The organism is Streptomyces sp. NPDC058257, from assembly GCF_042881845.1.
In the GTDB taxonomy this organism is placed as follows: Bacteria; Actinomycetota; Actinomycetes; order Streptomycetales; family Streptomycetaceae; genus Streptomyces.
This window is the reverse complement of sequence record NZ_JBHVXJ010000007.1, coordinates 250,460-264,615: the sequence shown is the minus strand read 5'-3', so window position 1 is coordinate 264,615 and position 14,156 is coordinate 250,460. Positions and strand designations below refer to the sequence as shown.

Sequence of the window (14,156 nt, the reverse complement as noted above, 5' to 3'; positions counted from 1 at the left end):
TCAGGTGCGGGCGGAGTCACCGGCCGTCGGCGCCTGCTCTTCCGCCTTCGGTGACGGCTGGGACAGCTGGGCCGCCTCCTCCGCCAGGTGGTCCCTCGCCCCCTCCGGATCCATGAGCCGGTTCAGCCTGGCCGGGACGTCGAAGCCCACCAGAAGCACCACGATCACCGTGCCCGCGAACGTCAGCACGGCGAGCGCCTGCCCCAGATCCATGCCGGACGCGAGATGCGCGCCGAGGACCGGTGCCACCGCGCCGCCGAGGGCGCCCACGTTGTAGGTGAAGCCGAGCGCCGCACCCCGGCTCTCCGTCGGGAAGTGACCGCCGATGTAGCGCGGGAGCAGACCGGAGATGCCGAAGCTGGTCGCCTGGAGCAGGAACAGCAGGGTGCCGAGCAGCAGCAGGTTGTCGTCCACGGCGAACACGGGATAGACGAAGGCGAGTGAGGCGAGGAGGGTGAGCGCGTACGCCTTCTTCGCGCCGATCCGGTCGCCCAGGAAACCCGCGGTCCAGCAGCCCACCATGGTGCCGAAGCCCGCGAAGTAGAGGACATCGGTGACCTGGTCCGTGCTGTAGCCCAGATCGGTCTTGAGATAGGTGGGCAGCAGCGCCTGGATGGGCCAGGAGTAGAGGAACGCGAAGAACAGCGTGACGATCATCGAGAGGTACAGCGCCCAGCCGCGCTTGCCGCCGAGCTGGACGGCGAAGGCCGCGAGCGAGAGACCGGCGACCACGGAGAGGACGGCCACCATGCCCGCACCGCCCGGCGTGAAGACCAGGAAGAGGGCGAGGGTGGCGACGACGGTCAGGACCACGTTGGCGGTGGCCCTGCCACGGGTCGCGAACAGCGGACGGAACGGATTGGGCTTGGCGCCCTTCTCGGCGACCGACTCGCTCCACTCCGCGGCCTCCGGCAGCGCGCGCCGCATCCACAGCGCGACGGCGATCGGGATCAGGCCGAGGTAGAACATCCACCGCCAGCCGAGCGAGGGCACCACCCAGTTGTAGACCTGCGCGGCGAGCACGGAGCCGACCGAGAAGCCGGAGATGAGGAACCCGCTCGCCCGGCTGCGCAGCTTGGCGGGCCAGCTCTCCATGACGTACGTGGCGCTCGCACTGTACTCCCCGGCCATGCCCATGCCGATGGCGAGCCGCGCGGCGAAGAGGCTGTGGTAGTTCCAGGCGAATCCGCAGGCGAACGTGCCCAGGGAGTAGAGCAGGATGCTCAGCACCATGGATGCCTTGCGGCCGTACCGGTCGCCCAGCGCGCCGAGGACCGCGCCGCCGAGCCAGCGGGTGATGAACGCGCCGGAGATCAGGCTGGCCGCCTGAACGGTACTGAGGCCGAACTCGTCACTGATCTCGGTGAGGACCAGCGTGATCAGGACGAAGTCGAAGCCGTCGAGGACATAACCGATCCAGGCGGCGAAGAACGACTTCCACTGGGTACGGCTGACTTCGCGGTACCAGCGGGGCTTGGCGGGTGATGAGGTCTGCACGGTGACTCCATGATGCGGGGCGGCGCTCGTCCTTGAGCGGCCGGTCGCTTGAAGGGGCAGGTCAGTGCTTGGTGAGGCCCGCGACGAAGCGGGCGGTCAGGGCCGTGGGTGCGGTGATGGCCGTTCCGACGACGACGCTGTGGGCGCCGCGGGCCAGGGCCGCCGCGGCGTCCTGCGGGGTGTTGACGCGGCCCTCGGCGACGACCGGGACATCGGTCGCGGCGGCGAGCTCGGCGACCAGCGTGAGGTCGGGGCCGGTCTGCTCGGGCGTCCCCGGGACGTAGCCGGACAGGGTGGTGGAGACGAAGTCGGCGCCCTGCTCGGCCGCGGTGACGCCCTCGGCGAGTGTGGAGACGTCGGCCATGACGAGCGCGCCCGCCGCGTGGACCGCGGTGACGAGGTCGGCGAACGTGGAGCCGTCGGCGCGCGGCCGGTCGGTGGCGTCGGCGGCGACGACGGCCGCTCCGGCCTCCACGATCGCCAGGGCGTGCCGGACGGTCGGAGTGATGTAGACGCCGGTGTCACCGTCCTTCCACAGGCCGATGACCGGCAGGTCGACGGCGGCGACGATGGCGGCGACGACGTCGGGTTCGTTGGCGCGGATGGCCGCGCCGCCTCCGGCCGCCCCCGACCGTGCGAGCCGTACGAGGGTGTCGGTCTCCCGCATCGGATCGCCGGGCGGTGCCTGGCAGGAGACGATCAGGCTGCCCCGGAGCTCGGCGGCGAGTCCGGCCGCGGTCCAGGTCTGCCGCGTGGTCATCGCAGGGCTCCTTGTGTGGTCATCGGAGGGCTCCAGGGTGGTGAAGGGGCAGGCTTGCGGTGAGGGCGGCGGCGCCGAGCACCGCCGCGTCGGCGCCGAACAAGGGGGCCCGCGGTACGAGGCCGCGCAGCGGCGGCATCAGTTCCGCGGCGAGGGCGGTGGCCAGGGCGTCCCCGTACAGGGCGCCGATCCGGGGGACGCCGCCCCCGACGACGATCCGGTCGGGGCCCAGCGCGTTGGCGAGCCCGCCGAGCGCCTGTCCGGCGGCGGCGGCACCGGTGGTGATCGCTTGGACGGCGTCCGCGTCGCCCTGCGCGGCGCGGGCCGCGACGGTCTCCAGGCGGTCCACCGTGGTGCCGGTGAGCCGCTGGTAGTGGGCGGTGATCGCGGGCCCCGACGCGATGACTTCCAGGTGTCCGGTGGCGCCGCAGGTGCAGGGCAGCCCGGCCGCCTGGGGGCTCGGCACATGACCGAGGTGTCCTGCGATGCCCGCCGCGCCGTGCAGCATCCGCCCGTCGACGGCGACGGCGCCCCCGACTCCGGTCCCGATCGCGGCGAACAGCAGCGAACCGTGCTCTGTATCCAGTGCCGCGAGCTCGGGACCGGCCGTGGCCCGTACGTCGTTGTCGCAGGCCACCGGAAGGCCGGTACGGTCCGCGAGACCGGCGCCGAGGACTGTGCCCGCCCAGCCGCTGATGGAGTCGGTGGCACTGGTGACCCGGCCGGTTCGGGGGTCGATGACCCCGGCGGCGGCGATGCCGAGCGCCGATGCGCCGCGGCCCGGGTCGACCTCGGCGGCGGCCGTCGCGAGGGCGTCGAGCACGGCGGCGGCGCCGCTGCCGGCCGGGGTGGGCCGGGTGTGCCGGGCAAGGACGGTGCCGTCCGCGCCGATGAGCGCGGCGGCGATCTTCGTACCGCCGAGGTCGAGGCCTATGAGCGCGGCGTTGTCGGAGCCCGGCAGGGAGCCGGAGCTCATCGGACCGGCGGCAGCCCGGCGGCGCGCAGCCGCCGCGCGACAAGAGCGACCGACTCCGCGGACAGCTGGATCTGGGGGAAGGCGGTGTCGCCGCACTCGATGATGCCGAGCAGCTGGAGCGCCGCCTTGAACGAGCCGAGCGCGGACGAGCTGCGGCCCATGTCCGCCTCCGGCCCCACGTCGACCATGCCGAAGAGTTCGACGAGCTGCTCCTGCTCCTTGGCGGCGAGCGCCCAGTCCCCGGCCCGCGCTGCCTCGTACAGCCGCACGTATCCGGCCGGGTCCACGTTGCCGATGCCCGGCACGACACCGTCGACACCGGCCAGCAGGGCCGCGTCCACGGTCAGTTCGGATCCGGTGAGCACGCTGAAGTCAGGGGCCGAGCCCTGGGCGCGGCCGTCGCGGCCGCCCAGTTCGACGATCAGACGGCGCAGTCCGCCCTCGTCGCCGCTGCTGTCCTTGAGCCCGGCGAGCGTGCCGTCCTCGGCCAGGGCGCGCACGAGGCCGGACCCCAGCTTGCTGTGGACGGCTACCGGGATGTCGTACGCGAACAGCGGGAGGTCCACGCTCGCGCGCAGGCGGCGGAAGTGCCCGGCGATCTCCTTCTCATGGGTGCGCGTGTAGAAGGGCGCGGTCGCGACCAGGGCGTCGGCCCCGAGGGCGGCGGCGGCCGTGGCGTGCTCGACGACGCGTGCGGTCGTCGTGTCGATCACTCCGGCGAGGACAGGGACCCGGCCGTCGGCGGCGTTGACCACGGTCTCCAGGACCGTGGCCCGCTGCTCGTCGGTGAGGTAGGCGACCTCGCTGGTGGAGCCGAGGGCGAAAAGGCCGTGCACTCCCCCGTCCACGAGGTGGTCGACGAGCCGGGCGAGGGACGCGGTGTCGACCTCTCCACGGGAGTCGAGCGGGGTGCAGACCGGCGGGACGACGCCGCGCAGCGGTGCGGACAGAGACATGGTGAAGGGCTCCAGCTCAGGTGGGTACGTCCGGCCGCCGTGCGATCCGCGGTTCGAAGCGGTTACGCGGTTCGAACCGCTGACGCGACCGAGAACATGGGACGTAAGATGTCCTACGTCTTGCCTCACCTTAAACAGATGCTCCCGCCACCGGTCAAGGGGCAATCGCACCTCAGGAGGATGTTGTGGCTCGCCCGACCATGGCCCAGGACACCGAGCGCCAGCTGAAGGAGTTGATCCTGGAGCGCAGGCTTGCACCCGGTGACCCGCTGCCCACGGAGACCGAGTTGTCCGAGCTCTTCGGAGTCGGCCGGGTGTCGGTGCGCGAGGCGCTCAAGGCGCTCCAGGCCGTCAACGTCGTCGAGATCCGCCGTGGCTTCGGCACGTTCGTCGGCTCGCTCTCGCTGTCCCCCTTCGCCGAAGGCCTCGCCTTCCGGGCCGCCGTACGTCACCGCCTCGGCGAGCCGGGGCTCTTCGAGCTGATGAAGGTGCGGGAGGCGCTTGAGGCGGGCCTTGTCGGCGCCGTCACCGCCGGGATCCCCGCCGAGGACCTCGCCGTGCTGCGCGCGCTCGTCGCCGAGATGGAGACAGAGGCGCGCGACGGCCGGGTGGCGCGCGCCACCGACCGCGCTTTCCATCTCGCGCTCTACGCCTCGCTCGACAGCCATCTGCTCAGCGAGGTCCTCGACGCGTTCTGGGCCGCCATGGACCGCGTACGCGAAGATCTCGACGACGGTCATCAGGATCCGGCCGTCACCTGCTCGCAGCATCGCGAGATCGTCGACGCGGTCGCGGCGGGGGACGGCGAACGCGCGGTGCGCGCCATGCGGACCCACTTCGACGGCATCCGCGCCCGCCTGGAACCTACGGAGTGATCGCCACCGTCGAGCGGCCCGAGGCCTGCTTGCCCCCGGTCCGGTAAGTGGCGGTGAGCTCGGCGCTGCCCGAGGCGTCCGCCGCGACGGTGACCGGGACCCTGACGGTGGCCCCCTCGCCCGGCTTGAGCGCGGGGACGGTGACCTGACGCGTGGTCCATCCACCGGGCACGGTGAGATCGAGGGTGCCCCGGTCGCGACGCGTGTCCATCCGGTTGACCACCCGGACCTCGACTTCCGCGCTCGCGTCCGCCTTCAGGGCCGTGGGCGGGGCGATCGTGATGTCCGCGCAGGTGCCGCCGAGCCAGTCCAGGTCGAAGGACGAGTAGGTGATGTGCGCGTAGTCGCCGCGCTCGTAGAGCATCCCGACGCGCCCGTTCGGCAGCCTGGTCAGCGTCGAGTAGGCCGCGGCGCCCGCATCGACGACCTTCCTGATCGGCCAGGTCCTGCCGTTGTCGCAGGACATCTTCACGGTGAGGTTGCGCCGCGCCGACGCGTCATCGGTGTTGCTGAACAGCAGCCACGACGACTGCGGGTCCGACGCCGCGGCCCCCGCGTCGTACCGCATGATCGAGGCGTTGTTCGCCGGGTCGGTGAGCTGTGTGTCCTGCTGGAACGGCGTGTAGTCGACCCCTCCGTCGGTCGAGTACGCGATCGTCCGGTACGGCTTCGAGCGGTTGTTGAGCATGATCCTGCCGTCGGAGAGCTCGACGGTCTTGTTCTCGTCCCCGCCGGGGCCGACCGGATTGCCCATCTTCCAGGTGGCTCCGTGGTCGTCGCTGTACGCGCTGGCCGCGTAGTTGGCGCCGTTGATCCGCACGGCGTACTGCTGGATCAACCGGCCCTTGTGCGCGCCGTGCCGCAGCTGGATGCCCTCGCCCGACGCCGCGAACATGCCTGCCCACGCGGGGTTCTTGAGCTGCTTGGTGATGCGGCGGTGGGTCCAGGAGAGACCGTCGTCGTCCGAGTAGCTGTAGTCGGCCTGGAGGATGTCCGGGTCGCTCTCGTCGTTGCCGGTGCCCGAGTCGGCGAAGCCCTGGTTCACCGAAGAGGCGTAGAACACGAAGATCCGGCCTGTCGTGCGGTCGACGAGCAGACTCGGATCGCCGTGGCCCTTGGGCGCGGCGTCCTTGCGCACCACCTGCTGCGCCTTCCATGTCGCGCCCCCGTCGGTGCTCCGGCGCAGCACGATGCCGAGGTTGCCCGGCAGGTCGCCCAGGGTGGGCCTGGCGTCGTAGGCCGCGAGGAGCGTGCCCTTGACCGATGTGGTCAGGGCGGGGATGCGGTAGTGGGGCGATCCCACTCCGTTGGCGGTCAGGTCCTGGGAGGTCAGCTCACCGGAGGCGGCGGGCGCGCCGTGTGCGGTGCCGGTCGCGGTGACGAGGAGCGCTGCGGCGGACAGCAGGGCGAGGAGGACTCTTCGCTGCATGGACGATCTCTCTTCTCGGAGGGGCTTGACCGGAGGGGGCTTGACCGGAGAGGGCTTGGCCGGAGGGCGCTTGATCATTTTCAGTACGAGGCGGTGACCACGCGGTGGTGACGGCCCCGCGCATCGGGGTGGAGGGAGCGCACCCGGGCGAGTTGCTCCCGCTGCTGGTACACCCCGCCGTGGTACGCCGTGGTATGCCCCGCCGCCCTCGTGCCCGTTGAAGGCGTGGATCTGCTTGCCCTGGGGATCCGCGTAGTGGTTGTCGGCGGTGAAGCAGGTGGAGGGCGGGCGGACTACGACGCCGGACCTTCAGACAGAAGACGTCTGATGTCCTGGTGGCAGACGGGACCCTAGGCAGCGCTCTCAGGGGTCGTCAAGGCTCCGCTCCGCCGGGCACTTGCCCCGACCGAGCCTCCAGGAGAACGAGTGTCCAGGTCAGACCTGGGCGGCGTCCCGGGCGCGGGCCTCAAAGATCCGTCGCCGCACCGGCGCGTAGTGCTCGCCGAGCGACTTCATGAAACCGGCGACGTCACCGGCCCGCGCGGCGTCCACGATGCTCTGGTGCGCGGCGATGGTCTCGGTCTCGTCGGCGTGCGTGAAGCCGTCCAGATGCGGCGCGACGATCGCGTACACGTCCCAGAAGGCCATCGAGAGCTGCTCGATGAGTTCATTGCCGAGCGGCTCGACGAGCAGCGCGTGGAACGCCCGATCCGCCTCCACGAAGCCGCGCCCCTCCCCCGCGCCCTGGTCGCGCATGGCGGCCACGAGGCGATCGAGTGCGTCGAGTTGGCCGACGCTGAGCGTCGTGACGATCCGGTCGGCCATCCCGCGCTCGACGAGTTCGCGTACGTCGACGAGGTCGGCGAGGACCTGGAAGTCGTCGCCCGGCGAGAGGAGACCACGGAAGGTCAGGCTCTCCACCAGGGCCGACAGACTCAGTCGGCCGACATAGGTGCCGTGGCCGTGGCGGACCTCGACGATGTCCAGGGCGTTGAGGATCTTGACGGCCTCGCGCACGCTGGAGCGGCTCGCGCCAAGCGCCTCGCACAGGGCAGGCTCAGTGGGCAGCGGGTCCCCGGGGCGCAGCCGCTCCTCCAGGATGTAGCGCTTGATGCCCTCGACGACTTCCTGCCGGAGCAGTTGCCGACCAGGCTTCGCACCGGACACGGGATTCGCACCGGACATGCGTGAACTCCCCACCTCTTGACCCCTTTCGATTATCAAGCTAAATTCCCACGCTATCAAGGCATCAGACATCTGACGTCTTACGCCTGCGATCCGCACGGCCATGTGCGTCTGCACGAGGCATCGGTGCGCGGCGACTGGGCGGCCGCGAAGCCCCAGCAGGACCGCCTGGTCGCGCTCTTCGACATCGTCCGCGCGGCATCATCGGCGCGCGGATGATGAGCCCCCGATGCCGACTCCGGACCAGGCGGAGACAGCGGCTATCGCCGACTGCCTGGTACGTGCGAGGTGGTCGCGAGGGTAGCGGTCAGCTGCGGCAGACCCAGCTGCGTACGAGGCGTCGCGTCACGCCCCAGGCGATCAAGAGGGAGAGGAAGAGGAGAACGACGTCCGCACCCGCGTGCACGAGACCGGCGGGGGCGGACCGGTCGACCAGGATCGAACCGGTCAGGCTGGTGAACCAGCCCACCACGGCCATCACGGTCGCCGCCGCGGCGACCGGCACGCCGCCCAGGCCCATCGCGCCGGCGTCCACGTCCGAGTCGAAGCTGTCGGCATCGGCGCCGCCGAGTGCGACGAGCAGCCAGAAGCACAGGACCACGGGGAGAGCGGCGCTGAAGAGGATGGCCGGGAACCCGGCAAGGGCGTGCAGGAATTCCCCCACCGCCCCACCCCGTTCGCGCTCGCTGCGGCCCCGGTCCCGGTGCCGGATCCCGCTTACGCGACCCGGCACCGGAACTCGCCCCCCGTTCCTGCCGTGGTCATCCTGGCCCGGAGGACAGTTCGGGCGCATTGCCGTGTTCCGGCAGTCTTCACGCCGTGTTGATGCCGGGCACCTGATCTCCGACGGGACGGAGTCGCGTCCTGGATGGGCGTGATCCTGCGATGCCCAGGCCGGTTTCCACTATGCTTCCCCGGGCGACCGCCGACGCCGAGATGCGGTCCGGTGCCGCGTGCACCACCAGCGCCTCCCATCGTGCCCCGTCCACTGCGAGAAGTTCGCCGGGGTCGACGCGTTTTCTCGGGGCTGTCACACCTCGCACGCACGGTCTTCGGCCTCCGCGACCCGGGTGTCCTTGTCAGCCGATCGGGACGATGTGTGGACCGTGCCCCGGTGGCAAGATGTACAAGAGAGACAACGCCGATCGGAGTGTCATCGCTATGGGTCTGAGTCCCGAACCGGATCGCAGGTCCCGGGATGCGGCTCATGCGGGTTCCGAGTTCGTCGAACTGCTCGAAGTCATGTGGGAGCAGGGACGTGAGGCCGTTCCGACCGGGCCTGTGTCTCCGTCCCAGTTGCGCGTGCTGTACGCGCTGGACCGCGAGGACGGCATCAATCTGCGGATGCTCGCCGAGGCCCTGGGGTCCGCTCCGCCGTCGGTGAGCCGGCTGTGCGACCGGCTGCAGGCCACAGGTCTCATCGAACGCACGCCGAGCCCGGTCAGCCGACGGGAACTGGAACTCCGGCTGACCAGCCTGGGCAGGGCCTACCTCACCGACCTGCGAAAACGCCGGGAAGGCATCCTGATGGCCACCATCGACGCGATGTCGCCCAAGGCTCGGCGTGCGCTGCTCGAAGGGCTCAGGGCTTTCCGTGACGTGGCGACCGCGCCGGAGCAGGGCGACGAGGGAGCCGGCGCCTGGCGCTCGGTCGGCTAGTCACGCCGCTGAGCGCCCAGGCCGGCCGTCGACCCGCACGCGCGATTCCCGTCGGCCACGCACGCGCGACTACCGTCCGAACCAGTCGAGGCAGACCACGAGAGCATCGTCGTCCAGAGGCAGCGCGCCCCGGTAGTCCGCGAGATCGCGCAGCACCGCCTGCGGCACCTGTGAAGCCGGCAGCAGACGGTGCGCGGACAGGGACCGTGCCAGCGCCCGCTCCCCGTAAGGCTCCCCCATCTTCGAGACGCTGTCGTAGACCCCGTCGCTGCCCACCAGAACGCGGTCACCCGGTTCCAGTCGCAGGCGCTCCGTGACATAGGCCGTCTCCTCGAACATCCCGAGGGGAAGCTGCGCGTCGAAGTCGACGCACGTGACCGCCCGTCCTCGGAGCCTCCACATGCGGGGGGATCCGGCGTCGACGGCTTCGACCTCGCCGGTGGCGAGATCGAAGCGCAGAAGCAGGACGGAGGCGTGCAGTTCACCCCGGTACTGCGCGTAGACGGCCTGGTCGGCGAGGCTCGCCTGGCCCGCCAGATCGAGTCCTGCCCGACGGGCGTTGCGCAGCGCGTTCACCACGAGGTTGGTGAGCAGCGCCGCTTCCATCCCCTGCCCCATTCCGTTGGTCACGGTGAGCGTGAGGTGGTGCGCCGAGACCGACCAGTCGAAGTTGTCCCCGAAGATCGCGTACGCGGGCTCCAGGTGGGCGCCCAACGCGAACTCGGGACGCGCCACCGAGTGACCGGGCAACAACTGCCACTGCATCTCGGCGGCGAGAGTGAGGCGGGCGGCCCGGCGTGCGAGGAGGTACAGATCGGTATCGCGTTCGGCGACCAGGATCTCGTGACCGAGCGCCTCGCAGATGCGCTGCATCTCCGTCAGGTCGTCCGGGGCACAGCGCTCTTCGGGAACGGTCAGAGTGAGTACGCCCATCCGGTCGCCCCGGACGGTCACCGGCAGATGTACGGTCGCCGCGCCCCGCACGGCCCTTGACTCGACATAAGGCTCCTGGGCACCGAAAGCCCTGCCCTGCGGACTGTTCCGCAGGGACACCGACTCGGTGGTGAACGGCACGTCCTCCACCATCTGGAGGGTGGTCAAGCCGTAGTCGGCGAGCCGCAGTTCCACCCGCTCGACCCCGTACTCCTCCCGCAACGCCCCCGTCACGACATCGAGCAACAAGTGGGGTGCCGCGTCGCGCAGCGCCCGCTCGACGGCAGCGAATCTGTCCACGTGATCCTGCTTCTCGTTAAGCCACGCCGAAGTAAGAGCCGCCTGACAGCGCCCCCGGTCCGTCGGCCTTCGGCGTAGGGGGACATGCACTCAGTCCAACACGGCACGCCCGAAGAGTCACTCCGGTGGCTGGGGCCGTCAGGTTCGGGCGAATGCCTGGCCGAAGCCGGGCAACCTCGCACATCGTACGATGCATGCAGACAACTATTTCCCCACAGCAAGAAAAATTGGGCCAACGCACATGCCTCCCGGATGCCGGGGCAGGGGCCGTACGAGGAAGCGTCATACGGCTAGGGGAGGTAGGGATATGTCACTGATCTCGGAACAGGTTGCCGGGACCGCACGGGAGCCCGAGGACGAGCTCTCGGCCCCGGGCGGGACGCCCGCCACCGAGGTCGCGCTGCCGTGGATCGAGGACACGGACAAGGTGGCCCCGAAGGATGCTCGAGCACTGTCGAAGATGTTCTTCGACCGCCTGCAGACCTTGGAGGAGGGCACGCACGAATACCAATACGCGCGCAACACCCTCATCGAGATGAACCTGACCCTCGTCCAGTTCGTGGCCCGGCGCTTCCGCAATCGGGGCAGCGGCGACATGGAGGAGATCATTCAGGTCGGCACGATCGGCCTCATCAAGGCCATCGACCGGTTCGACCTCACCCGCGAAGTCGAGTTCGCCACCTTTGCCGTCCCTTACATCCTCGGGGAGATCAAGCGGTTCTTCCGGGACACCACCTGGGCCGTGCATGTACCGCGCCGGCTCCAGGAGTTGCGCGTGGAACTCGCCAAGGCGAAGGAAGAGCTCTCCACCCGTCTCGACCATGACCCGACCGTCAAGGAACTCGCTGACCACTTGTCCATCACCGAGGAAGAGGTCATCGACGGCATCGTCGCCGCGAACGGTTACACCGCCGGTTCCCTGGAGGCGCCCAGCGACGGCGGTGACAGCGCGGCCACACCGACGCGCACCCTGGCCGATGTGATGGGCGAATCCGACCCGGCCATGGAGGCGGTGGAGAACATGCACACCCTTGCACCGCTCCTCGACGATCTCGACGACCGGGAGCGCCGCATCCTTGAACTGCGCTTCGGCCAGGAGATGACCCAGTCGCAGATCGGCGCCGAACTCGGCGTCTCCCAGATGCACATCTCCCGCCTTCTCACCGGCACGCTCAACAAGCTCCGCACCGGAATGCTGGCCTGACGCCGGCACACCATCACCCGGTATCGCGCGAAGGCCGCCTCCTCCGGCTCGCGCGGGGGGCCACCACCCCGGCGCTCGCCGCGCCCACGCACGCCAGGGCCGCCCACTGCACGAGGCCCAGGTCCTCGCCCAGGACCAGGACGCCCGCCAGTCCCGCGCTCGCGGGTTCCAGGCTGGTCAGAACGCTCACCGTCCGTACCGGAAGGCGCCTCAGGGCCGCCAGCTCCAGTGAGTACGGGATGACCGCCGAAAGCACGGCGAGCGCGGTGCCGAGCAGCAGAATCCGAGGATCGAGCAGTTCGGCACCCGCGCCCGCCATGCCCAGTGGCAGCGTCAGCACAGCCGCCCAGGTCACCGCGAGGGCCAGCGGGCCGCCTCCCGCGCTCCGGGCTCCCGCCTTCTTGCTCAGCAGCAGATAGGCGGCCATGGATGCCCCCGCGGCCAGGGCGAACAGGACTCCCAGGAGGGAGGAGCCCGTGCCGTGCGGGACGTGGAAGAGATACACCCCGCATCCGGCCAGGACGGCCCAGCACGCGTCGCGCGGGCGGCGCGAGGTCAGCACGGCCAGAGTGATCGGGCCAAGGAGCTGGAGGGCGCTGGCAAGTCCCAGGGGCAGCAGGAGAAGTGCCGGGTAGATCAGGTTCATCCCGGCGATGGCGGTCCCGAAGGCGAGGACCAGGCCTATGTCCGTGCGGCTGCGCGGCAGCGCGGGCCGGTACAGGAGCAGCAGGAACACCGCGGCCAGACCGAGGCGCAGGGTGACGGCCCCCGGCGCACCTGTCGCGCCCGCGAGTTGCTTGCCAAGGGCCTGCCCGAACTGGAGGCTCAGCACGCTGCCGAGCATCAGCGCGGGAGCGGGAAGTGTCGTCATGTGTCCAGGCTCAGCACCGGAAACGTACACGTCCAGCAAATGAATATGTACGTAACTGTTTAGGCTTGCCTGCATGATTGACCATCGGCTGCATGTCCTCCAGGCGCTCGCCGAGCACGGCACCGTCACCGCGACGGCCGGGGCGTTGCACCTGACGCCCTCGGCCGTCTCTCAGCAACTGCGGCTGCTGGCCCGTGATCTGGGGGCGGAGCTGTTGCGGCCAGAGGGGCGGCGCGTGCGCCTGACACCGGCGGCGCACATCGTGCTCCGGCATGCCGACGCGCTGAGGGAGCAATGGGAGGTGGCTCAGGCGGAGCTCGCGCGACAGGGCTCAAGCACCCAGGGCGCGCTGCGCGTGTGCGGGGTGTCGTCGGCGCTTGCCGCACTCGGCACTCCGGCCGCGGCCCGGCTGCGTGAGACACACCCACTGGTGGAGTCGCTGATCGTCGAGGAGGAGAGCGCCGAGTGCTACCGGATGCTCCTCGCGGGCGACACGGACGTGGCCCTGGTGCTGCCGGGGCCCGACGCGCCACCCGTCACGGACGCCCGCTTCGAGCAGACGCCGCTGCTGACCGACCGGCAGGACCTACTGGTCCCTGACGGGCACCGGCTCGCGCGGCCGGAGGGAGTCGAACTCGCGGAAGCCGCCGGGGAGTCGTGGATCGTGAAGAAGGCGAACAACGACACCTACCCGCTGGTGATGGCGGCGTGCACGGCGGCCGGCTTCACTCCCCTCATCACCCATCAGGTCAAGGAGTGGTACGCGGTCTCCTCGCTGGTCGCTGAAGGATTCGGCATCTGTCTCATGCCGCGGATCGTGCCGCTTCCCCGGCACGCGGTCACGCGGGTCCCGCTGCGGGGCACGCCCGTTCCCACGCGTCGATTCCTGACCGCGGTGCGGCGCGGCAGCGCGGCGCATCCTCTGGTGGCGGCGGGGCTGCACGCTCTGCGCGAGGCGGCGGCTGCCCATAGCGCGCCGTCGGCGGAGACGGCCTGACGCACTCCTGCGCGCCGGGGAAGGCCGCCGATCGGCCGCACCCCAATGCGGCCGATCGGCGAAGCCAAGCGTCCGAGGCCGTTCCGACGCTTCGCACCCCGCGTCCCGGGTGCCCCATGCGTTCCTCCGCATGCCCCCGGACCGGTGAAGATCCCCCGATCGGCGGCAACGCGCGTTGGCAACGTCACCGGCCGAGAGCCTGCTTGAGTTCCTTCTTGTTCATGGACGAGCGGCCCTCGATGTTCTTCTTCCTGGCCTCCGCGTACAGCTGGTCCTTGGTCGGACCCTGCGCACCGCTGTGTGAGCGCTCCCCGCCTCGTTCGTACGCCGATTTCTTGTCCTGCGTCGACGTCTTGCTGGCCGTCTTCGACTCCCCCGAGCGTGCCCGTTCCTTGTTGACCGTCCGGGAAGCGATCTCCTTCGCCCGCTTGGCCGAGGTCCCGCGGTCCTCGACGCTCTCCTTGATGTGCTCGTACTGGCGTTCACGCTTCTTGTTCGATCCGGCAGGCATGTG

Annotated in this window: 14 protein-coding genes and 1 pseudogene; 5 read left to right on the top strand and 10 right to left on the bottom strand. The window is 70.3% G+C overall.

The features are described from left to right. The 4 genes from ACFVXC_RS19835 to ACFVXC_RS19820 form a co-directional block, all read right to left on the bottom strand. The gene (locus ACFVXC_RS19835) at positions 1-1,497 is read right to left on the bottom strand and encodes a sialate:H+ symport family MFS transporter (RefSeq protein WP_389906749.1); all 1,497 of its coding nucleotides are present in this window, start codon (positions 1,495-1,497) and stop codon (positions 1-3) included. Between the two features lie 61 nt (positions 1,498-1,558). Then, positions 1,559-2,257 (bottom strand): N-acetylmannosamine-6-phosphate 2-epimerase, encoded by a 699-nt coding sequence (locus ACFVXC_RS19830; protein WP_389906747.1) that lies wholly within the window; start codon positions 2,255-2,257, stop codon positions 1,559-1,561. A gap of 19 nt (positions 2,258-2,276) precedes the next feature. Further along, positions 2,277-3,233: an ROK family protein gene (locus ACFVXC_RS19825; RefSeq protein ID WP_389906745.1), complete on the bottom strand. Its 957-nt coding sequence runs from the start codon at positions 3,231-3,233 to the stop codon at positions 2,277-2,279. After that, entirely contained in the window at positions 3,230-4,189 is a 960-nt protein-coding gene (locus ACFVXC_RS19820; RefSeq protein ID WP_389906743.1) for a dihydrodipicolinate synthase family protein, read from the bottom strand. The genes ACFVXC_RS19825 and ACFVXC_RS19820 overlap by 4 nt, the downstream gene beginning before the upstream one ends. 185 nt (positions 4,190-4,374) lie before the next feature. Here ACFVXC_RS19820 and ACFVXC_RS19815 point away from each other — a divergent pair, with 185 nt between their 5' ends. Continuing rightward, positions 4,375-5,064 (top strand): FadR/GntR family transcriptional regulator, encoded by a 690-nt coding sequence (locus ACFVXC_RS19815; RefSeq protein WP_389906741.1) that lies wholly within the window; start codon positions 4,375-4,377, stop codon positions 5,062-5,064. On the opposite strand, the gene ACFVXC_RS19810 is transcribed toward ACFVXC_RS19815, so the two are convergent. Then, a complete protein-coding gene (locus tag ACFVXC_RS19810) occupies positions 5,054-6,493 on the bottom strand; it encodes an exo-alpha-sialidase (protein ID WP_389906739.1) in 1,440 nt (479 codons plus the stop codon). The genes ACFVXC_RS19815 and ACFVXC_RS19810 overlap by 11 nt on opposite strands. 435 nt (positions 6,494-6,928) lie before the next feature. Next, positions 6,929-7,660: a FadR/GntR family transcriptional regulator gene (locus ACFVXC_RS19805; protein ID WP_389906937.1), complete on the bottom strand. Its 732-nt coding sequence runs from the start codon at positions 7,658-7,660 to the stop codon at positions 6,929-6,931. A 108-nt stretch (positions 7,661-7,768) separates the two neighbouring features. Here ACFVXC_RS19805 and ACFVXC_RS19800 point away from each other — a divergent pair. Next, a pseudogene (locus tag ACFVXC_RS19800) lies at positions 7,769-7,982 on the top strand (dihydrodipicolinate synthase family protein); the annotation flags it as partial. 3 nt (positions 7,983-7,985) lie between these two features. Here the strand turns inward: ACFVXC_RS19800 and ACFVXC_RS19795 are convergent. Next, positions 7,986-8,342 carry a hypothetical protein gene (locus tag ACFVXC_RS19795; protein WP_389906737.1) on the bottom strand — a complete coding sequence of 119 codons (357 nt, stop codon included), beginning with the start codon at positions 8,340-8,342 and terminating at the stop codon, positions 7,986-7,988. Between the two features lie 497 nt (positions 8,343-8,839). On the opposite strand from ACFVXC_RS19795, the gene ACFVXC_RS19790 reads away from it, so the two are divergent. Continuing rightward, a complete protein-coding gene (locus tag ACFVXC_RS19790; protein ID WP_389906735.1) occupies positions 8,840-9,337 on the top strand; it encodes a MarR family winged helix-turn-helix transcriptional regulator in 498 nt (165 codons plus the stop codon). Positions 9,338-9,406: 69 nt separating this feature from the next. On the opposite strand, the gene ACFVXC_RS19785 is transcribed toward ACFVXC_RS19790, so the two are convergent. Further along, on the bottom strand, positions 9,407-10,570 hold the full coding sequence (locus ACFVXC_RS19785) for a PP2C family protein-serine/threonine phosphatase (protein ID WP_389906733.1): 1,164 nt from the start codon (positions 10,568-10,570) through the stop codon (positions 9,407-9,409). Between the two features lie 307 nt (positions 10,571-10,877). Between ACFVXC_RS19785 and ACFVXC_RS19780 the strand changes: the two genes are divergently transcribed. Next, on the top strand, positions 10,878-11,774 hold the full coding sequence (locus ACFVXC_RS19780) for a SigB/SigF/SigG family RNA polymerase sigma factor (RefSeq protein WP_389906731.1): 897 nt from the start codon (positions 10,878-10,880) through the stop codon (positions 11,772-11,774). A 13-nt stretch (positions 11,775-11,787) separates the two neighbouring features. Here the strand turns inward: ACFVXC_RS19780 and ACFVXC_RS19775 are convergent, their stop codons facing one another. Next, positions 11,788-12,645 carry a DMT family transporter gene (locus ACFVXC_RS19775; protein ID WP_389906729.1) on the bottom strand — a complete coding sequence of 286 codons (858 nt, stop codon included), beginning with the start codon at positions 12,643-12,645 and terminating at the stop codon, positions 11,788-11,790. A gap of 73 nt (positions 12,646-12,718) precedes the next feature. On the opposite strand from ACFVXC_RS19775, the gene ACFVXC_RS19770 reads away from it, so the two are divergent. Next, entirely contained in the window at positions 12,719-13,642 is a 924-nt protein-coding gene (locus tag ACFVXC_RS19770) for a LysR family transcriptional regulator (protein WP_389906727.1), read from the top strand. A gap of 184 nt (positions 13,643-13,826) precedes the next feature. Here ACFVXC_RS19770 and ACFVXC_RS19765 read toward each other — a convergent pair whose 3' ends face one another. Then, the gene (locus tag ACFVXC_RS19765) at positions 13,827-14,153 is read right to left on the bottom strand and encodes a plasmid stabilization protein (RefSeq protein ID WP_389906726.1); all 327 of its coding nucleotides are present in this window, start codon (positions 14,151-14,153) and stop codon (positions 13,827-13,829) included. Between the last annotated feature and the right edge of the window lie 3 nt (positions 14,154-14,156).